The following is a 19,491-nucleotide window of genomic DNA, read 5'->3' as shown; positions in this document are numbered from 1 at the left end:
GCCAGAAAAGTATGACAATAAACCGTCTGATCGCAAAGAGGAAGGGGGACTGGAGGTCAGAAGAGAACAGCAGGCCGGATAAGGGATGATGTCCACTATCCGGCATGGTTTTATTCGTCGGCAGCATAACCCTGCGGCGGCAGTTGAACACCGTCCAGCCAGGCTGCGTTATCGCGCATTTTCAACCGACCGTCGACAAACCAACTGACGACCAGTGGATAAATAGCGTGCTCCTGCGCCTGAACGCGCGCGGTGATCTCATCTTCATCGTCGCCGTCAAAGACCGGCACTTTGGCCTGTAAAATGACCGGCCCACCGTCGAGTTCGTCGGTGACAAAGTGGACCGAGGTGCCGTGTTCCTCATCGCCATTTTCCAGCGCCTGGCGGTGGGTGTGCAAACCGGGATATTTGGGCAACAGGGAAGGGTGAATATTCAGCAGCCGGCCGTTGTAGTGCGCGACGAACGCCGGGCTCAGAATGCGCATAAAACCAGCCAGCACCACTACGTCAGGCGCATAAGCGTCGATCTCAAGGATCAGCTCGCGGTCAAATGCTTCACGGCTGGAAAACTGGTCCGCCGTCAGCGTATGGGCCGGGATTGCCGCTTTTCTGGCTCGCTCAAGGCCGAACGCGTCGGCCTTGTTGCTGAATACTGCCCGCAGGGTGCCGTTGATTTTCTTCTCTTTGCAGGCATCAATAATCGCCTGCAAATTGCTTCCGTTACCGGAAATAAGCACCACAATATTCATTATTCAATAACCACGCGTTGCGCGGAATCGGAAGCCTTGATGACGCCGAGCTTCCAGGCTTCTTCACCTTTTGCCTTCAACAGGGCAAGGGCGTTGTCTACTTCTGCCGCCGGCAGGGCAATGACCATGCCGACGCCGCAGTTAAAGGTACGATACATTTCATGCTGGCTGACGTTACCAGCGCTCTGCAGCCAATTGAAAACGGCTGGCCACTGCCAGGAGGATTCATCGATCACCGCCTGCGTGTTGTCCGGCAGCACGCGCGGAATGTTTTCCCAGAAGCCGCCGCCGGTCAGGTGCGCGATAGCGTGCACATCAACCTTCTCGATCAGTTCCAGAATCGATTTCACGTAGATACGGGTCGGCGCCAGCAGGTGATCGGCCAGCGATTTGCCTTCCAGATCCGTTGTTTGCGGATCACAACCGCTGACTTCGACAATTTTACGTACCAGTGAGTAGCCGTTGGAGTGCGGACCGCTGGAACCCAGTGCAATCAGCACATCGCCATCGGCGACTTTGGAACCGTCGATAATTTCTGATTTTTCGACCACGCCGACGCAGAAACCGGCGACGTCATAATCTTCACCGTGGTACATCCCCGGCATTTCAGCGGTTTCCCCGCCGACCAACGCGCAACCGGATTGCAGGCAGCCTTCGGCGATACCCTGAATGACGCTGGCTGCGGTATCCACATCCAGTTTGCCCGTCGCGTAATAGTCGAGGAAAAACAGCGGCTCAGCGCCCTGAACCACCAGGTCGTTAACGCACATCGCCACGAGATCAATGCCGATGGTATCGTGACGTTTCAGATCCATCGCCAGACGCAGTTTTGTCCCGACGCCATCAGTACCGGAAACCAGCACGGGTTCACGATATTTTTGCGGCAATGCGCACAGCGCACCGAAGCCACCCAGACCACCCATCACTTCCGGGCGGCGAGTTTTCTTCACTACGCCTTTGATTCGATCCACCAGAGCATTACCCGCGTCAATATCAACACCGGCATCTTTGTAGCTAAGAGAGGTTTTATCGGTCACTGCCTGGTTCCCCACGTTTTCTTACGGTAAAAGTAAAATTCGGCGCAATTCTAACAGGGAAAGCAAACGTTTGCGAGTTTGCGATGCATCCGTTTTTATCTGTTGAAATTTCCTGCGTTTTCTTCGCGGAGCGGCGTTTTTATGACCTGAACCACGAAAATGAAACCGGATTCAGTTTCACCCTTGAAAGCATTGCCGGGATTGCTCAGTATCATACTGAAACCGGTTTCTGTTTTGTCATAACAAATCAACGAGGGAAACTATGTCTGGATTTAACGCGAATTTCATGTGGGGCGGGGCGGTCGCCGCTCATCAGCTGGAGGGCGGCTGGCAGGAAGGCGGAAAAGGGATCAGCGTTGCCGACGTGATGACAGCGGGCGCTCACGGCGTGGCGCGAGAAATTACCGATGGCGTGCTGCCCGGCAAAAACTACCCTAACCACGAGGCGATCGATTTCTATCACCGCTACAAAGAGGACATTAAGCTTTTTGCGGAAATGGGCTTTAAATGCTTCCGGACGTCCATTGCCTGGACGCGCATTTTCCCACTCGGGGATGAAACGCAGCCAAACGAGGCGGGGCTGCAATTTTACGACGATCTGTTTGATGAATGCCTGAAGTATGGAATTGAACCTGTTATTACGCTGTCGCACTTCGAAATGCCCTACCACCTGGTGACAGAATATGGCGGCTGGCGCAACCGCAAGCTGATCGACTTTTTTGTCCGCTTTGCAAAAGTCGTTTTTACTCGCTATCAGGGCAAAGTGAAGTACTGGATGACCTTCAATGAGATCAACAACCAGGCCAATTACCATGAGGATTTCGCGCCGTTCACAAACTCCGGCCTGAAGTATCAGCCAGGTGAAGATCGTGAACCGGTGATGTACCAGGCGGCGCATTATGAACTGGTTGCCAGTGCGCTGGCGGTAAAGGCGGCACGAGAGATTAACCCGGCATTGCAGATCGGCTGCATGATCGCTATGTGTCCCATCTACCCACTGACCTGTGCGCCAAACGATATGATGATGGCGATGAATGCGATGCACCGTCGCTACTGGTTTACCGACGTGCATGTGCGGGGGAAATATCCGCAGCATATTCTCAATTATTTTGCGCGCCGCGAGTTTGACCTCGATATCACGGAAGAAGACCGTGTTGCCCTCTCCGAAGGTTGCGTCGATTACATTGGTTTCAGCTACTACATGTCGTTTGTCACCAAAGCGACGGACGATAACCCGCAGCTCGATTACGACGAGAGCAAAAGTCTGGTCTCCAATCCCTACGTACAGAAATCGGACTGGGGGTGGCAGATTGATCCGGTAGGGTTGCGCTATTCGCTGAACTGGTTCTGGGATCACTACCAGTTGCCGTTGTTTATTGTTGAGAATGGGTTTGGTGCGATTGATATTCAGCAACCGGATGGCACCGTAGACGACAGCTATCGTATTGAGTATATGGCCGCCCATCTGCGCGAAATGAAAAAAGCAGTGGAAGAGGATGGCGTGGATCTGATGGGGTATACCCCGTGGGGATGTATCGATCTGGTCTCTGCGGGAACGGGAGAGATGAAAAAGCGTTACGGGTTTATCTACGTTGATAAAAATAATGATGGCAGTGGGACACTGGCTCGCAGCCGTAAGAAATCATTCGCCTGGTATCAGCAGGTGATAAAAAGCAACGGTGAATCCCTCTGATTTCAGCCACTTGGTACGACGCCCCGCACAGAATGCGGGGCGTGTTTTATACTCATCACCCAAACGTATACCACTTTGCTTGATCCAGGTCATGCATACGTTATATTGCGCCAGAGAGGAAAAGCGGTATAATCCGGCGATTTTTTTTGTGGTTGCCACTCGTCTGAGGAAAGGAGAAGAGTATGAAGATCGTGGAAGTCAAACACCCACTCGTCAAACACAAGCTGGGTCTGATGCGTGAGAACGATATCAGCACCAAACGCTTTCGTGAACTCGCCTCGGAAGTAGGCAGTCTGCTGACCTACGAAGCGACTGCAGGCCTGGAAACCGAAAAAGTAACCATTGAAGGCTGGAATGGTCCGGTCGAAGTGGATCAAATCAAAGGCAAAAAAATTACCGTCGTACCTATCCTGCGTGCCGGTCTGGGCATGATGGAAGGCGTGCTGGAAAACGTCCCCAGCGCACGTATCAGCGTGGTCGGTATGTACCGTAACGAAGAGACGCTGGAGCCGGTCCCCTATTTCCAGAAGCTGGTATCCAATATTGACGAGCGCATGGCGCTTATCGTCGACCCGATGCTGGCGACCGGGGGCTCCGTTATCGCCACCATCGATCTGCTGAAAAAAGCGGGCTGCAGCAGCATCAAAGTGCTGGTGCTGGTGGCGGCGCCAGAAGGCATCGCCGCGCTGGAAAAAGCGCATCCGGATGTGGAACTCTACACCGCGTCGATCGACCAGGGCCTGAACGAGCACGGATACATTATTCCGGGGCTGGGCGATGCCGGCGATAAGATTTTTGGTACTAAGTAAGTGAATCGCTAATCAATAGCCGACTTAAGAGTCGGCTTTTTTTTGAATAAAACAACTCAACGACTCATAACAAACACACTCAGAGGAAAACACTATGACGCGCCGTGCTATCGGGGTGAGTGAAAGACCGCCGCTTTTACAGACAATCCCGCTTAGTTTGCAGCATCTGTTCGCCATGTTTGGCGCAACCGTGCTGGTGCCAGTGCTGTTTCATATCAACCCGGCTACCGTTTTGTTGTTCAACGGGATCGGGACCTTGCTGTATCTCTTTATCTGTAAAGGAAAAATCCCTGCCTATTTAGGTTCAAGCTTCGCGTTTATCTCCCCGGTTCTGCTGCTGCTGCCGCTGGGATACGAAGTAGCGCTGGGCGGCTTTATCATGTGCGGCGTGCTGTTCTGCCTGGTTTCTTTCATTGTCAAGAAAGCCGGTACAGGCTGGCTGGACGTGATGTTCCCTCCGGCGGCAATGGGCGCAATCGTTGCCGTTATCGGTCTGGAACTGGCAGGGGTTGCCGCCGGTATGGCCGGACTGCTGCCTGCGGAAGGGCAATCTGCGGATTCGAAGACCATCATTATCTCGATGGTGACGCTGGCGGTGACCGTGTTTGGCTCGGTGCTGTTCCGCGGCTTCCTTGCGATTATCCCGATCCTGATTGGGGTACTGGCGGGTTATGCGCTGTCGTTTGCGATGGGCGTGGTCGATACCACACCGATTGCCGAAGCACACTGGTTTGCGCTGCCGACTTTCTATACCCCGCGTTTTGAGTGGTTCGCCATTCTGACCATCCTGCCTGCCGCGCTGGTGGTGATCGCCGAACACGTCGGTCACCTGGTGGTGACGGCGAACATCGTCAAAAAAGATCTGGTTCGCGACCCGGGCCTGCATCGCTCGATGTTTGCCAACGGCTTGTCGACGGTGATTTCCGGCTTCTTTGGTTCCACGCCGAACACCACCTACGGTGAGAACATCGGCGTCATGGCCATTACCCGTGTTTACAGTACCTGGGTAATTGGCGGCGCGGCGATTTTCGCGATTCTGCTGTCCTGCGTTGGTAAACTGGCGGCGGCGATCCAGATCATTCCGCTGCCGGTGATGGGTGGGGTGTCATTGCTGCTGTACGGGGTGATCGGGGCATCCGGTATTCGCGTGCTGATTGAATCGAAAGTGGATTACAACAAAGCGCAGAACCTGATCCTGACCTCTGTCATTCTGATCATCGGCGTCAGCGGTGCGAAAGTGCACATTGGCGCGGCGGAGCTGAAAGGAATGGCGCTGGCGACGATCGTTGGGATCGCGCTGAGCCTGATCTTCAAGCTGATTTCTGTCCTGCGTCCGGAAGAAGTGGTGCTGGATGCGGAAGATGCGGATACACCGAAGCAGTAAAATGGGATCCGGGCAGTGATGCTGCCCGGTTCTAACGCGACGGAATTCTGTGGTAAACTCATCACGATTTTAATGAAATCTGGGTTGAGGTCTCTCTGAACACACCGGCACAGCTCTCTTTGCCACTCTATCTGCCTGACGACGAAACCTTTGCAAGTTTCTGGCCGGGAGATAACGCCTCTTTACTGGCCGCACTGCAAAACGTGCTGCGCCAGGAGCATAGCGGATACATTTATCTCTGGTCGCGTGAAGGCGCGGGCCGCAGCCATTTGCTGCATGCCGCCTGTGCTGAATTGTCGCAGCGTGGCGATGCCGTGGGCTATGTGCCGCTGGATAAGCGCACCTGGTTCGTCCCGGAAGTGCTCGACGGGATGGAACACCTGTCGTTAGTCTGTATCGACAATATCGAATGTGTCGCGGGTGATGAAGAGTGGGAGATGGCGATTTTTGATCTCTACAATCGCATTCTGGAGTCCGGAAAAACGCGGTTACTGATCACCGGCGATCGTCCTCCGCGCCAGTTAAAGCTGGGGCTGCCCGATCTGGCTTCTCGGCTTGACTGGGGACAAATCTACAAGCTGCAGCCGTTATCAGATGAAGATAAGCTGCAGGCCCTGCAACTGCGTGCGCGCCTGCGTGGATTTGAGCTGCCGGAAGACGTAGGACGCTTCCTGCTGAAACGGCTCGACCGGGAAATGCGCACGCTGTTTATGACGCTCGATCAACTCGATCACGCCTCCATCTCCGCGCAGCGCAAATTAACCATTCCGTTCGTGAAAGAGATTCTGAAGCTCTAGCCAAAATACAAGGTTATGTATCGCAGTAGGTCTGATAAGCGTAGCGTCATCAGACAGAACGGTGCGGATGCCGGATGGCGATTTCGCCTTATCCGGCCTGATTATCCAAACAAACGCATTTACTTAGCGGGTGACTCCTCAACTGCCAGATCGTTAAGCAGATGCTGCACCAGCAATGGGATCGGTCTGCCCGACGCCACGCTTCTTCCTGCTTCGCGCCATAACGCCGTACCGCTGATATCCAGATGCGCCCAGGGGATCGTCGGCGGACAGAAATGATGCAACAGCCAGGCCGCCGAAGCGCTGATCGCGGCATTGTTCGTCGGGGTATTGCAGAGATCGGCAATCGCGCTTTCAGTCTGTTTTTTCAGTCGTGCGTCCAGCGGCAGCGACCAGACTTCATCACCGCTCTGTTCACCGGCAACGGTTAACGCCGCACGCAGCGCGTTATCCTGGGTCATCAGCCCGCTCAGTTCATATCCTAGTGCCTTCACCACCGCGCCGGTCAGGGTTGCCAGATCAATGAGGTAATGCGCCTGCGGATGACGCTGACTGGCCCAGGCAATGGCGTCAGCCAATACCAGTCTCCCTTCTGCGTCAGTATTGTTGATCTCAACCGTCAGGCCATTGCAGGCATGCGCCACGTTGCCCGGTTGCATCGCGTTTGGCCCGATGGCGTTTTCCGCCAGCGCCAGCACCCCCATAATGCGTACCGGTAATGCTAACTCGGCCGCGGTAAGCAGCAGGCCCAATACGTTAGCCGCGCCGCACATGTCGTATTTCATGGTGTACATACCTGCGCCTTCTTTCAGCCAGAGTCCGCCCGTATCGAAGGTGATTCCTTTACCGACATAACAGCGGACAGGTCCTTCGGGCACGCCATCATAATGAATAGCGACCAGTCGCGGCGGGCATGTCGCTCCTTTACCGACCGCGTGCAACAAACCAAGGCCCTGTTCAACAATCTGCTGTTCATTGAGCACTTCGCAGCGCAGCGCGGAGAAGGGCGCACACAGCGCATGTGCTTGTTCGGCGATAAACTGTGGCGTACAGCGATCGGACGGGATATCGGCAAGACGGCGGGCGGCAATCATGCCGTTGGCGATAGCCCGCTGCTGGCGAATAACCCCCTCCAGTGTTTCCTGCTGTTCCGGTAAACACAGCACGTCGATGTGCGAAAGACGCACCGTTACACTATCCGTGGTTTTCAGTTGCAGGTCATCAAGGCGGTGCGCCTGATTGAACAGAAAACGCAGCACCTGAAGCAGCACCGTCGGGTGAATTTCACTGACATCAATAACGACATGAGAACTGACCGGCGTGGCGAACAGCGGACGCAGCGTATTCACCAGACTGTCGGTCAGGCTGTCCTGCCACAACGCGGACGGAAGGAGAGTGATACGTTTAAACGGGGCGCAGCCAAAGCGGGTATCCGCCACCGTGTCCGTTGCGCGCATTTCCTGTATCAGCGCGGTGTCCGGCAACTGAGGGCTGGTGGTAGGGGCAATCAGGTGTGCATCAGGATGCGCACCTGAAAGGGAATGAATCAGCTGACAGGTAATCATTATGCTTCCTCTATTGGCGCACGAATGCGTGCAGCGTAGGCCTGCATCCATGCCTCATCGACCGGCTGATAATGGGTCTTCTCATGTTGGCGTTCAGCGAGATAGACAGTGAGTGGATGGCGAGCCGTAGCAACGGTAAACGTGAACGTTTTGATATTTGTCGCCGCGCCGAATTCTCCCCGGTTATTCATGCAGACGACGGACAGATCGCCCACCCGACCAAAACGGGACATCAACGTATCTTCAAGCTCAAACACCACTGCGTCGGCAGCTTGTTGCGGCGTCATACCCTGCGCCATGCGGCGAACGATTTCGTAGCTGGTGCAGCCTTTCATCAAATCTTCACCCACCCCGGTGGCGGTGGCTGCGCCGATTTTACTGTCGCAGTAAAAGCCGGAACCAATAATCGGGGAATCCCCCAGACGACCGCGTTTCTTCATAAACAGACCGCTAGTGGAGGTCGCCACGCTCATCGAACCCTGCGTATCGAGGCCGATGATGCCGACCGTGTCGTGCCCGTCGTAAGGACTTAACCCTTTATCCAACGTCTCCCGGCAGCGCTTGCGATAGTGTTGCAGGGCGCGATCGGTAAGCATGTTTTTTTCAGCAAATCCCTGGCTTAGCGCCCACTCGCGAGCGCCCTGGCCGACCAGCAGACTGTTATAACGCTGGCGGCTCAGGGCCTGCGCCACACGTACCGGATTGGCGATATCCACGAGATTACCCACCGCGCCGAACGCCAGCGTGTCGCCATCCATGAACGCGGCATCCAGTTCCACTTCGCCATTCTCCGTTGGCAGGCCCCCGTAGCCGACGGACTTGTACAAAGGAAAGTCTTCAACAGCGGCAACGGCATCTACGACGGCTCCAGCCGCTGATTGCCCTGCCGCCAGCGTGGACGCGGACTCGGTCACACCTTCAAGCGCCATTCGCCAGGTGGCAATAATTCCCCACATGTCTTACTCCTGTTTTATGGGTGTGTTCTCGTTTTGCGCCAGTGAGGCGAGCTCTGCAGCGCGATACTGTTTATCGACGATGCGCATAAAGGGCAGATAGAGCATTGCACCAATCAGTAAGTTAATGATTTGCATAACGCTGCCGCTAAGGTGTGCGGTGACGATAAAACCACTGATGACTGGCGGCAGCGTCCACGGAATGAATACCCCGGTTGTCACGGCAACCGCGCCTATTTTCATTGCGACGTACTGTACGGTCACCAGCACCAGCGGGACCAGATTGAACGGGATCAACATGATGGGGTTCATGATGACAGGGAGGCCGAAGAGGATCGGCTCGTTGATATTGAAAATGGATGCCCCGGCGCCAAGCCGCGCCACTTCTCGCATGTTTTTACTGCGTGCGAAAATCAGCATCGCAATGACCAGCGACAGGGTTGCGCCTGCGCCGCCCATCCAGATCATGTCAAAGAATTGTTCCGTAATGATATGCGGCGGGGTGACACCTGCCTGAATAGCGGCGATGTTATCAGTCTGATTTTCCATCCACAGCGGCCGGATAATGCCATTGATCATCGACCCGGAGTTAATGCCCACGGACCATAAAATCGTGATGCTGAAGACCGTCATCAGCGCGCCAAAATAAGAGGTGCCATAGTGGCGAACCGGCGTGGCGACCACTTCATAGATAAAGCGGTGGATAGTCTGATAATGGGTATTTTCAAACAGGATACGAATCATCAGCACGAGGATCATGACCAGCAGGGCGGGGATCAGCGCGGCAAACGATTCCTGAACGGCGGGAGGGACGCCATCCGGCATTTTGATCACCAGATTTTTGCGTTTCAGCCAGCAGAACAGCTCCGTCCACAGCAGCGATCCCATCATCGCCACGAACAGCCCTTTACTGCCGATCCACTCGACGGGCATCACCGTGATGCCACCGTCTTCCGCGACTTTAATAAATGGCGTGAGGATTAAAAAACTCACCAGCGCCAGAATGCCGCAGGAGATTCGGTCTTCGCCGTAATGCTCCGCCAGACGATAAGCGACAAGGAAGCTGATAAATAGCGACATCGTTGAGAACACGGCGTTAAACGGAATCTCAATAATGCTGCTCCAGCTTTCGCCGAAGGCACCAGACATGAACTGCTGGTAGGTCTGATTGGGAAAGGATGAGATCACCAGCAGAATGGAGCCGACGATAATAAATGGCATGAAAGAAACATAGGCGCCACGGATAGCGCCAAGATGACGTTGCTGTGCCGTCCTGGCGGCCAGGGGCATCAGTTTTGCTTCAAGAAATCCCAGAACATTGTTCATTGTGAACTCCGTACAAGATCGGATGAGGGGAGTTGTGTTATGCCAGTGGATTATCAGTGAAGCACAGTCGCCGAAAGGTGAATCGGGTCACAATGTGTTCGCAGAATGAATATAAATCTCATATGATTAGTTATTCTTTCGGAAAAGGAATCTGGCGATGGAAATTAAATTGCATGCCAATGCCACCACCACACCGCGCATTCGCCGTTATTTACAGCAGTCTGACAAAAGCGACCGGGAGCTGGCCGCGGAGTTAGGGATTTCCGTCACCACCGTCAGGCGCTGGCGTCATCGTGATCAGATCTCAGACCGGCAAACGACGCCAAAAGTGATACACAAAGCGATGAGACAAGAGCAGATTGCGTTAGTCAACGGACTGCGTGATGTGACCGGTGCGCCCTTAGATGAACTTCTGTCGTTGGTGAATGAAGGGTTGGGTATTCGCGTATCACGCGCCACGCTGAATCGCTATCTCAAACCGGTAATAGCACAGCGTCACGGGGCACCGTTACAGGGGAAAAAGGCGTTGAAGGCCGGGCATGTCCCTTATTTGCTGGAAGCGCACCATCTGCCGCTTTCATTGCATATGGATGATGGCGGCGAGCATCACTTGCTCTGGGCGCGAGAGCCGTTGAGCGGCTGGTGTTTTGCCCGTTTGTACGCCGGGATCTCAGCACAACTGGTCAGCCAGTGGCTGGAAGCGTTACTTGCGGCCTGTCCTGCTGATATCCAATCTGTTGAGACTTACTTTTCTGACGCTCTCCTTGTCGGTGTGGATCAAATGTTGAAGGCACGCGGTATTTCGCACAAACAAAACCGTCACCTGCACAGTGCGCTTCAGGTGGCGGTTCCGCTGGTATTGATAATTCCCCGGATGAAGGGCGATTCCGCCAGCCGTCTGCTCAGCGAGATCGGCGAAAGTTACAACACGGGAAAAGCGCAGAAGAAGCTGGGAGAGATGACGCCGCAGGCATTTCTTGAAACCCTGCGGCGGGGTGATTAGCCGATGATGTCCAGCACCTGTTCCGGTGGACGGCCAATGCGCGCCTGACCGTTCGCCACCACAATCGGACGTTCCATCAGTTTCGGGTTTTCCACCATCGCCTGAATCAGTTGATCTTCACTCAGACTGCTGTCAGCCAGGTTGAGCGACACGTAGAGATCTTCTTTTCGGCGCATCAGTTCCCGGGCGCTTTCCATGCCCAGCATCTTCAACAGCTGACGCAGCGTGGCGGCATCTGCGGGCGTTTCCAGGTAAAGCACCACTTCTGGCTCCACACCGTGGGATTGCAGCAGGTTCAGCGTTTCGCGGCTCTTGGAGCAGCGCGGGTTATGGTAGATTTTTACGGCCTTTGTCATGGTGAATCCTTTTTACATTTTCGTGTACGGCTTAAAGCGTTCCTGCAACTGGCGCAACTGGTCGATGCGCGCATCGTAACGCGCCTGCTGTTGGCTACCCAGTTTGACCTGCGAACTGGCGCTGCTCAGTAACGAGATGGCTTGATCGAGGCGGCCTGCCAGCGCATACCCTTCCGCACGTGCGGCCAGCTCCTGATCCCGATTATTCAGCGCGGCTTCCGCCTGCGCCAGCAGATCCCAGCCGTTGGCGTCGTCTTTGTTATTAAAGGTATAACGGTTAAGGATGGTCGCCGCTTCTTGTGGCTGTCCTCCCTGGAGCAGGGCGTTTGCAAGGTTGAGTTGCAGGACCGGGTTGACCCGCAAATCACGTGCCTTTTTCAGTCGGGCAATCGCGTCAGTGGTTTTCTTTTGTCCGAGGTCGATATCGGTGGCCAGATCCAGATACCAGGCGTTATTGGGCTCTGCGGACAGCAGCGGTTGCAGCGCTTTGCGAGCCTCGTCGTATTTACTGGCTTCCATCGCCTGTAACGCACGACCATACTGCGCTGCGCGCTGCTGTCGGACATTACCTTTTGCCCACTCGTCCAGCATGTCGCTGGTCAACTGATTGCGCCCGGAGTTATACATCCCCAGCGTTCGCGCTTTCGCCAGATAGAAATCTTCAGAGGATTGCACCACCACCGGACGCATCTGGTTTGCGCGGTTGCGGGTGTCTGAAAGACGGCTTTCCGGCAGGGGGTGGGTCAGCAAAATTTCCGGTGGACGCGAGGAGTAACGCGCCTGGTCGAGCAGTTTTTCCAGGAAGGTCGGCATCGCCTGCGGATCGAATCCTGAACGTTGTAAGACCTGAATACCGATACGGTCAGCTTCCTGTTCGTTCTGCTGGGTAAAGCTGATCATCCCCTGACGGGTACCCGCCAGCGTCCCGGTAAGTGCGGCCATCCCGGCTTGTGGGCTGGCCATCGCTAACAAAATAGACCCTAATGCGCCGACCCAGGTCAGCGGTGCGCTGCGTTTCTGATCTTCCATTGCGCGCGCCAGGTGACGTTGGGTGACGTGTGAGATTTCATGCGCCATGACTGAGGCAAGCTGGCTTTCGTTGTCAGAATAGCGAAACAGGGCAGAGTGCAGCACGACGTTACCGCCAAAAAAGGCAAAGGCGTTAATTTCATCGTTATTAATCAAAAAGAAATGAAAGGGCGTCTTGACCGAATCGGCGTGAGAAACCAGACGCATACCCAACCCATTTATGTACTGAACCAGCAGCGGATCGTTAATCAGCGGCGCGCTGCCGCGCAACTGACGTACATAATAATCGCCCATCTGCATCTCTTGCCCGATGGAGAGCGTACTTGCCGCCGAGGTTCCCATATCCGGCAAGCTGTCCGCGGAGTCTGCGAACGCGGGAGCCACCTGACTCAGGGTCAGCGCGGCAATGAGGGTAGCAACCAGGTTCTTCTTAAACTGCCTGAACATAACCTCTGTCCTGTTTTCTTTGAGATAGTCATTTGACCGATGCCGGGCTGTATCGTTCCGTTCAGCCGATACTGGCAGTGTAACGGCGAAAATGGTCGATGAATACCCTGCACAAATGACTTTTCAGTTTCCTGAATCAGCAATAAAAAGCGAAGTCTTTTTTGTGACATTTCGATACAATTCGGGATCGCAATCCCGCTATTGAGGTTCAGGGAAGGTTTTATGCTCGAAATGTTGATGCAATGGTATCGCCGTCGCTTTAGCGACCCCGAGGCGATTGCCTTGCTGGTTATTCTGGTCGCCGGGTTTGGCATTCTTTTCTTTTTTAGTGGATTACTGGCACCGCTGCTGGTCGCCATTGTGCTGGCTTATCTGTTGGAATGGCCAACCGCTCGTCTTGAAGCCATCGGCTGTTCGCGCCGCTGGGCGACCTCTCTTGTGTTGATCGTCTTTGTCGGCATTTTGTTGTTAATGGCCTTTGTGGTGATGCCGGTGGCATGGCAGCAGGGGATCTTACTGATTCGCGACATGCCGGGGATGCTGAACAAACTGTCGGATTTTGCCGCCACGCTGCCGCGGCGTTATCCGGCCTTAATGGATGCGGGCATCATTGATGCGATGGCGGAAAACATGCGTACCCGCATGCTGACCATGGGCGATTCGGTGGTGAAATACTCGCTGGCCTCACTGGTGGGCCTGCTGACGCTGGCGGTCTATCTGGTACTGGTGCCGCTGATGGTGTTTTTCCTCGTCAAAGATAAAGAGCAGATGCTGAACGCTGTGCGTCGTGTGCTGCCGCGCAATCGCGGTCTGGCAGGGCAGGTCTGGAAGGAGATGAACCAGCAAATTACCAACTATATCCGCGGTAAAGTGCTGGAGATGATGGTGGTGGGCGTGGCGACCTGGCTTGGCTTCCTGCTGTTTGGCCTGAATTACTCGCTGCTGCTGGCCGTACTGGTGGGATTCTCCGTACTCATTCCCTATATCGGCGCTTTTGTGGTGACCATTCCTGTGGTAGGCGTTGCGCTGTTCCAGTTTGGTCTGGGGACCGAGTTCTGGAGTTGTTTCGCCGTCTATCTGATTATCCAGGCGCTGGACGGCAACCTGCTGGTACCGGTGTTGTTTTCTGAAGCAGTGAATTTGCATCCGCTGGTCATCATTCTGTCGGTGGTGATCTTTGGCGGTCTGTGGGGATTCTGGGGCGTTTTCTTCGCCATTCCGCTGGCGACGTTAATCAAGGCCGTTGTCCATGCCTGGCCGGATGCGCAGGTCGTTGACGAGTCCTGATGCGTTTATGCAACAGGGAAGGTGGCGCGAGATAAAAAGGACGCTTAAACAGACAGCCGATTATCCGGCCTACAAACGGTAGGCCGGACAGGATGTCAGCCGTCATCCGGCCGCGCGAAAATCAGGCGTTTTCTTTCAGCCAGTTCAGCACCACATCGTGGTGATTGCTGGTTTTGAAATCATCGAAAACGTGTTCAACCTTGCCGTCAGCGTCAATCAGGAAGCTGATGCGATGGATCCCGTCATAGGTTTTCCCCATAAACGATTTCTCGCCCCAGACGCCAAATTGCTCGCAGACCTGATGATCCTCATCAGACAGCAGGGTAAAGTTCAGCAGCTCTTTTTCAGCAAAACGGGAAAGTTTTTCAGGTTTGTCAGTGCTGATACCCAGCACATCCACACCCGCTTTTTTTAACTCATCCATGTTATCGCGTAGGCCACAGGCCTGAACGGTACAGCCTGGCGTCATGGCTTTCGGATAGAAATAGACCAGAACACGCTGTCCCTGGAAGTCGGTCAAATTTACTTGTTCTCCGTCTTGGTCCGGCAAGCTAAATTTCGGTGCGATGTCACCGGCTTTCAGTGGATTCATTACTTAACTCCATCCTGTTCATCATGTTGTGAATAATTAACAACGTTAATACTGCCTTGTGCATTGAGTTCTGTACATAGTGCTTTAAAGGCCTGTTCAATATTTGCGGCATCATCCGACGCCGGACTGTGGGCGGTTATCTGGATATATAGCTGCGCCGCCTTATCGTTTTCAGCAGGTTGCGTGCGCGAAATCAGTTCCGCAATGTTCATTCGATGGTTATCAAACAAGGCCGTAAATCGTTCAATCAAATGTGGCGAATCCGGCACATCGACCTGAACCCATACCGTTGCCGGCATTGGCGGGCGAGGATGCGCCGTCGTACGTTTCATCACAATCAATAAATCCAGCTCTGCACCTTTCAACGGCAGGGTCGATTCGATCAGGGTAATGGCATTCCAGGTACCCGACAGCAGCATGATAAACGTAAACTCATCGCCCAACATGGCCAGGCGACTGTCTTCGATATTACAGCCGCAACTGCTGACATGACGGGTGATCGTGTTCACAATTCCCGGGCGATCGGCACCCAGCGCAGTAATAACCAGGTAATGTTGCGATGAAGGTGTCAAACCTGTTCTTCCTTTGAGAGGTAGGGTAATCATAAGGAAAGCATAAAAAAAACCTGCATACAACAATCAGAAGGGCTCTCGTCGCTTGCTTTTATTGTCGTACCAAACGTAACATTGAGGCACTTGTTTGCACAGAGGATGGCCCATGTTCACGGGAAGTATTGTCGCGCTTGTTACACCGATGGATGAAAAAGGTAATGTCTGCCGGTCAAGCCTGAAAAAACTGATTGATTATCATGTCGCCAGCGGCACCTCGGCGATCGTTTCTGTAGGCACTACCGGTGAGTCCGCCACGCTGAGTCATGATGAACATGGCGACGTGGTGATGATGACGCTGGAGCTGGCTGATGGACGTATCCCGGTGATTGCCGGTACGGGCGCGAACGCGACCGCAGAAGCCATTAGTCTGACGCAGCGTTTCAATGACAGCGGGATTGTCGGCTGTCTGACGGTGACGCCTTACTACAACCGTCCGACTCAGGAAGGTCTGTTCCAGCATTTCAAAGCCATCGCTGAGCATACTGACCTGCCACAAATTCTGTATAATGTGCCATCCCGTACCGGTTGCGATATGCTGCCGGAAACCGTTGGCCGTCTGGCGGAATTAAAAAATATTGTCGCAATTAAAGAGGCGACAGGGAACTTAAGTCGGGTTCACCAGCTCAAAGAGCTGGTTTCCGATGATTTTCTGCTGCTCAGCGGCGATGACGCGACCGCGATGGACTTTATGCAGTTAGGCGGTCATGGCGTGATCTCCGTGACGTCTAACGTTGCGGCGCGTGATATGGCAGAAATGTGCAAACTGGCGGCGGAAGGGCGTTTTGCCGAGGCGCGTACCATTAACCAGCGTCTGATGCCGTTACATAACAAACTGTTTGTCGAACCCAACCCTATCCCGGTGAAATGGGCATGTAAGGCGTTGGGCCTTGTGGCGACCGATACGCTGCGCTTGCCAATGACACCGATCACGGACAGTGGTCGTGAAATTGTCAAAGCGGCGCTCAAGCATGCCGGTTTGCTGTAAAGTTTAGGGAGATTTGATGGCTTACTCAGTACAAAAGTCGCGCCTGGCCAGGGTTGCGGGTGTTTCGCTTGTTTTGCTGCTCGCGGCCTGTAGTTCTGACTCGCGCTACAAGCGCCAGGTGAGTGGTGATGAATCCTATCTGGAAGCCGCACCGCTTGCTGAACTTCATGCGCCTGCCGGTATGATTCTGCCGGTGACCACGAGCGACTACAACATTCCGGTGACCAACGGCAGCGGTGCCGTAGGGAAAGCGCTGGATATCCGTCCGCCGGCACAGCCGCTGGCGCTGGTTTCCGGTGCCCGGACCCAGTTTGCAGGCGATACCGCAACGCTGCTGGTGGAAAATGGGCGTGGAACGACGCTGTGGCCGCAGGTGGTCAGCGTGATTCAGTCTAAAAACTACACGATTGAAAAACGTGATGATGCCAGCCAGACGCTGACAACCGGTTGGGTTGACTGGAACCGTCTGGACGAAGACGAGCAGTACCGTGGCCGTTATCAAATCTCGGTTAAACCGCAGGGCTATCAGCAGGCGGTGATGGTGAAACTGGTTAACCTTGAGCAGGCTGGTAAGCCTGTGGCGGATGCCGCTTCACTGCAGCGTTATAGCACTGAGATGATGAACGTGATTTCAGCAGGCCTCGATAAGACCGCCACTGACGCCGCGAATGCCGCGCAAAACCGTTCTGCCGCCACAATGGACGTGCAGAGCGCCGCGGATGACACCGGTTTACCGATGCTGGTGGTGCGTGGTCCGTTCAACGTCGTCTGGCAGCGCCTCCCGGCAGCACTGGAGAAAGTCGGCATGAAAGTGACCGACAGCACCCGTTCTCAGGGGAGCATGGCCGTCACCTACAAACCATTGTCTGATAGCGGTTGGCAGGAACTGGGCGCTCGCGATCCGGGGCTCTCTTCCGGTGACTACAAACTGCAGGTCGGTGATTTAGATAACCGCAGCAGCTTGCAGTTTATCGATCCGAAGGGGCATACCCTGACGCAGAGCCAGAACGACGCGCTGGTTGCCATCTTCCAGGCTGCGTTTAGCAAGTAAAAAACAGGGCTGGAGAAATCCGGCCCTTTTTATTTCCGTGCTACGCAAACGTGTGCGTGGCATAATATTCCCCGTTTTGAATACAAATGATCACACCCAGGAGTAATGAAGATGCAAAAGCAAGCTGAGTTGTATCGTGGTAAAGCGAAGACCGTATACAGCACGGAAAACCCGGACCTGTTGGTGCTCGAATTCCGCAATGATACGTCAGCAGGGGATGGCGCACGCATTGAGCAGTTTGATCGTAAGGGCATGGTGAATAACAAGTTCAACTATTTCATCATGACCAAACTGGCCGAAGCGGGTATCCCGACGCAGATGGAGCGACTGCTCTCCGATACCGAATGCCTGGTGAAAAAGCTGGAGATGGTGCCGGTCGAGTGCGTGGTGCGTAACCGTGCGGCAGGCTCTCTGGTTAAACGTCTGGGTATTGAAGAAGGTATTGAACTGAATCCACCGTTATTCGACCTGTTCCTGAAAAACGATGCAATGCATGACCCGATGGTCAATGATTCCTACTGCGAAACCTTTGGCTGGGTGAGCAAAGAGAATCTGGCACGAATGAAAGAGCTTACCTATAAAGCGAATGACGTGCTGAAAAAACTGTTCGATGACGCAGGGCTTATTCTCGTCGACTTTAAACTGGAATTCGGTCTGTACAAAGGCGAAGTGGTGCTCGGCGATGAATTCTCTCCGGACGGTAGCCGTCTGTGGGACAAAGAGACCCTCGAGAAAATGGACAAAGACCGTTTCCGTCAGAGCCTGGGCGGCTTGATTGAAGCCTATGAAACCGTGGCTCGTCGTCTGGGTGTAGATCTCGACTAACTCGCCTCTCGGGCCGGGGTCTGCTCTCCGGCCTGCTCTTCGCACTTCAATCTCGCTTTCCTGTGGTAATCTTGCGCTGAACCGCCTACGATCATCATCATAATGAATATTGTGTTGAGGTGAGTATGCGCTGGCAAGGGCGTCGTGAAAGTGACAATGTGGAAGACAGGCGCAGTAACTCCGGCGGCGGTCCTTCTCTGGGCGGGCCGGGGTTTCGTCTGCCGACTGGAAAGGGTGGGCTGGTTCTGCTGATTGTGGTTCTGGTGGCGGGCTATTACGGTGTCGATTTAACGGGATTGATGACGGGACAGCCGATCTCACAGCAGTCGTCTCAGCGATCCATCAGCCCAAATGAAGATGAAGCGGCAAAATTCACCTCGGTCATTCTGGCGACAACAGAAGACACCTGGGGGCAACAATTTGAAAAAATGGGCCGCACCTATCAACAGCCGAAGCTGGTGATGTATCGCGGGACGACGCGCACCGGTTGCGGTACTGGACAATCCGTCATGGGGCCGTTTTACTGCCCGGCGGATGGCACGGTTTACATCGATCTCTCCTTTTACGATGACATGAAAGACAAACTGGGCGCGGACGGTGATTTCGCTCAGGGCTACGTCATTGCCCACGAAGTGGGGCACCACGTCCAGAAACTGCTGGGGATCGAACCGAAGGTGCGTCAGATGCAACAGAACGCTTCACAGGCGGAAGTTAACCAACTCTCGGTGCGTATGGAACTGCAGGCGGATTGCTTTGCTGGCGTCTGGGGTCACAGCATGCAGCAGCAGGGGGTTCTGGAGTCCGGCGATCTGGAGGAGGCGCTGAATGCCGCTGAAGCAATAGGCGACGATCGTCTCCAGCAGCAAAGCCAGGGGCGCGTAGTGCCGGACAGTTTCACGCATGGAACCTCTGAGCAGCGCTACACCTGGTTCAAACGTGGCTTTGATAGCGGCAACCCGGCGCAATGTAATACTTTTGGCAAAGGTTTTTAA

Annotated in this window: 19 protein-coding genes; 10 read left to right on the top strand and 9 right to left on the bottom strand. The window is 54.4% G+C overall.

Annotated elements, in window-relative coordinates; genetic code table 11:
* Nucleotides 1-110: 110 nt before the first annotated feature.
* Together purN and purM are read right to left on the bottom strand one after the other, a co-directional pair.
* A complete protein-coding gene (gene purN / locus QNN88_RS05180) occupies nucleotides 111-752 on the bottom strand; it encodes a phosphoribosylglycinamide formyltransferase (RefSeq protein ID WP_414239355.1) in 642 nt (213 codons plus the stop codon).
* On the bottom strand, nucleotides 749-1,786 hold the full coding sequence (gene purM, locus QNN88_RS05175; protein ID WP_414239240.1) for a phosphoribosylformylglycinamidine cyclo-ligase: 1,038 nt from the start codon (nucleotides 1,784-1,786) through the stop codon (nucleotides 749-751). Before purM ends, purN begins: the two co-directional genes overlap by 4 nt.
* 262 nt (nucleotides 1,787-2,048) lie before the next feature.
* Between purM and QNN88_RS05170 the strand changes: the two genes are divergently transcribed.
* The 4 genes from QNN88_RS05170 to QNN88_RS05155 all read left to right on the top strand — a co-directional run bounded on the left by QNN88_RS05170 (nucleotide 2,049) and on the right by QNN88_RS05155 (nucleotide 6,469).
* Nucleotides 2,049-3,479 (top strand): 6-phospho-beta-glucosidase, encoded by a 1,431-nt coding sequence (locus QNN88_RS05170; RefSeq protein ID WP_414239239.1) that lies wholly within the window; start codon nucleotides 2,049-2,051, stop codon nucleotides 3,477-3,479.
* A 182-nt stretch (nucleotides 3,480-3,661) separates the two neighbouring features.
* Nucleotides 3,662-4,288, top strand: a complete 627-nt coding sequence (upp, locus tag QNN88_RS05165) for a uracil phosphoribosyltransferase (protein ID WP_003037929.1) — start codon at nucleotides 3,662-3,664, stop codon at nucleotides 4,286-4,288.
* 94 nt (nucleotides 4,289-4,382) lie between these two features.
* A complete protein-coding gene (uraA, locus tag QNN88_RS05160; protein ID WP_414239238.1) occupies nucleotides 4,383-5,672 on the top strand; it encodes a uracil permease in 1,290 nt (429 codons plus the stop codon).
* A 95-nt stretch (nucleotides 5,673-5,767) separates the two neighbouring features.
* Nucleotides 5,768-6,469 (top strand): DnaA inactivator Hda, encoded by a 702-nt coding sequence (locus QNN88_RS05155; protein ID WP_061069784.1) that lies wholly within the window; start codon nucleotides 5,768-5,770, stop codon nucleotides 6,467-6,469.
* A gap of 119 nt (nucleotides 6,470-6,588) precedes the next feature.
* Here the strand turns inward: QNN88_RS05155 and QNN88_RS05150 are convergent, their stop codons facing one another.
* From QNN88_RS05150 to celB, 3 genes are read right to left on the bottom strand one after another with little or no spacing between them, the layout of a single operon-like run.
* Nucleotides 6,589-8,034, bottom strand: coding sequence for a leucyl aminopeptidase family protein (locus QNN88_RS05150; RefSeq protein WP_414239237.1), 1,446 nt, complete (start codon nucleotides 8,032-8,034; stop codon nucleotides 6,589-6,591).
* On the bottom strand, nucleotides 8,034-8,990 hold the full coding sequence (locus QNN88_RS05145) for a N(4)-(beta-N-acetylglucosaminyl)-L-asparaginase (protein WP_414239236.1): 957 nt from the start codon (nucleotides 8,988-8,990) through the stop codon (nucleotides 8,034-8,036). The genes QNN88_RS05150 and QNN88_RS05145 overlap by 1 nt, the downstream gene beginning before the upstream one ends.
* A 3-nt stretch (nucleotides 8,991-8,993) precedes the next feature.
* Nucleotides 8,994-10,313 (bottom strand): PTS cellobiose transporter subunit IIC, encoded by a 1,320-nt coding sequence (gene celB / locus QNN88_RS05140; RefSeq protein WP_414239235.1) that lies wholly within the window; start codon nucleotides 10,311-10,313, stop codon nucleotides 8,994-8,996.
* 157 nt (nucleotides 10,314-10,470) lie between these two features.
* On the opposite strand from celB, the gene QNN88_RS05135 reads away from it, so the two are divergent.
* On the top strand, nucleotides 10,471-11,316 hold the full coding sequence (locus QNN88_RS05135) for an XRE family transcriptional regulator (protein WP_414239234.1): 846 nt from the start codon (nucleotides 10,471-10,473) through the stop codon (nucleotides 11,314-11,316).
* On the opposite strand, the gene arsC is transcribed toward QNN88_RS05135, so the two are convergent.
* Together arsC and bepA are read right to left on the bottom strand one after the other, a co-directional pair.
* A complete protein-coding gene (gene arsC, locus QNN88_RS05130) occupies nucleotides 11,313-11,672 on the bottom strand; it encodes an arsenate reductase (glutaredoxin) (protein ID WP_414239233.1) in 360 nt (119 codons plus the stop codon). The two genes, QNN88_RS05135 and arsC, sit on opposite strands and share 4 nt — an antisense overlap.
* A gap of 12 nt (nucleotides 11,673-11,684) precedes the next feature.
* Nucleotides 11,685-13,148 (bottom strand): beta-barrel assembly-enhancing protease, encoded by a 1,464-nt coding sequence (gene bepA, locus QNN88_RS05125; protein ID WP_414239232.1) that lies wholly within the window; start codon nucleotides 13,146-13,148, stop codon nucleotides 11,685-11,687.
* 222 nt (nucleotides 13,149-13,370) lie between these two features.
* Between bepA and QNN88_RS05120 the strand changes: the two genes are divergently transcribed.
* On the top strand, nucleotides 13,371-14,435 hold the full coding sequence (locus QNN88_RS05120; protein ID WP_195297184.1) for an AI-2E family transporter: 1,065 nt from the start codon (nucleotides 13,371-13,373) through the stop codon (nucleotides 14,433-14,435).
* 121 nt (nucleotides 14,436-14,556) lie between these two features.
* On the opposite strand, the gene bcp is transcribed toward QNN88_RS05120, so the two are convergent.
* Both bcp and QNN88_RS05110 read right to left on the bottom strand, forming a co-directional pair.
* Nucleotides 14,557-15,027 (bottom strand): thioredoxin-dependent thiol peroxidase, encoded by a 471-nt coding sequence (bcp, locus tag QNN88_RS05115; RefSeq protein ID WP_012906615.1) that lies wholly within the window; start codon nucleotides 15,025-15,027, stop codon nucleotides 14,557-14,559.
* Nucleotides 15,027-15,599, bottom strand: a complete 573-nt coding sequence (locus QNN88_RS05110; protein WP_414239231.1) for a glycine cleavage system transcriptional repressor — start codon at nucleotides 15,597-15,599, stop codon at nucleotides 15,027-15,029. The genes bcp and QNN88_RS05110 overlap by 1 nt, the downstream gene beginning before the upstream one ends.
* A 145-nt stretch (nucleotides 15,600-15,744) precedes the next feature.
* Here QNN88_RS05110 and dapA point away from each other — a divergent pair, with 145 nt between their 5' ends.
* From dapA to QNN88_RS05090, 4 genes are all read left to right on the top strand, one after another.
* The gene (gene dapA, locus QNN88_RS05105; protein WP_414239230.1) at nucleotides 15,745-16,623 is read left to right on the top strand and encodes a 4-hydroxy-tetrahydrodipicolinate synthase; all 879 of its coding nucleotides are present in this window, start codon (nucleotides 15,745-15,747) and stop codon (nucleotides 16,621-16,623) included.
* Between the two features lie 16 nt (nucleotides 16,624-16,639).
* Complete coding sequence (gene bamC, locus QNN88_RS05100; RefSeq protein WP_414239229.1) at nucleotides 16,640-17,674, top strand: outer membrane protein assembly factor BamC; 1,035 nt, start codon at nucleotides 16,640-16,642, stop codon at nucleotides 17,672-17,674.
* A gap of 111 nt (nucleotides 17,675-17,785) precedes the next feature.
* Nucleotides 17,786-18,499 carry a phosphoribosylaminoimidazolesuccinocarboxamide synthase gene (gene purC, locus QNN88_RS05095; protein ID WP_414239228.1) on the top strand — a complete coding sequence of 238 codons (714 nt, stop codon included), beginning with the start codon at nucleotides 17,786-17,788 and terminating at the stop codon, nucleotides 18,497-18,499.
* Between the two features lie 125 nt (nucleotides 18,500-18,624).
* Nucleotides 18,625-19,491, top strand: coding sequence for a neutral zinc metallopeptidase (locus tag QNN88_RS05090; protein ID WP_414239227.1), 867 nt, complete (start codon nucleotides 18,625-18,627; stop codon nucleotides 19,489-19,491).

Origin of the sequence: Citrobacter sp. ANG330 (assembly GCF_047467925.1) — a bacterium.
Lineage (GTDB): Bacteria > Pseudomonadota > Gammaproteobacteria > Enterobacterales > Enterobacteriaceae > Citrobacter_A > Citrobacter_A amalonaticus_G.
Note: the sequence above shows the minus strand (reverse complement) of the source record. Positions and strands in the feature narration are given on the sequence as shown.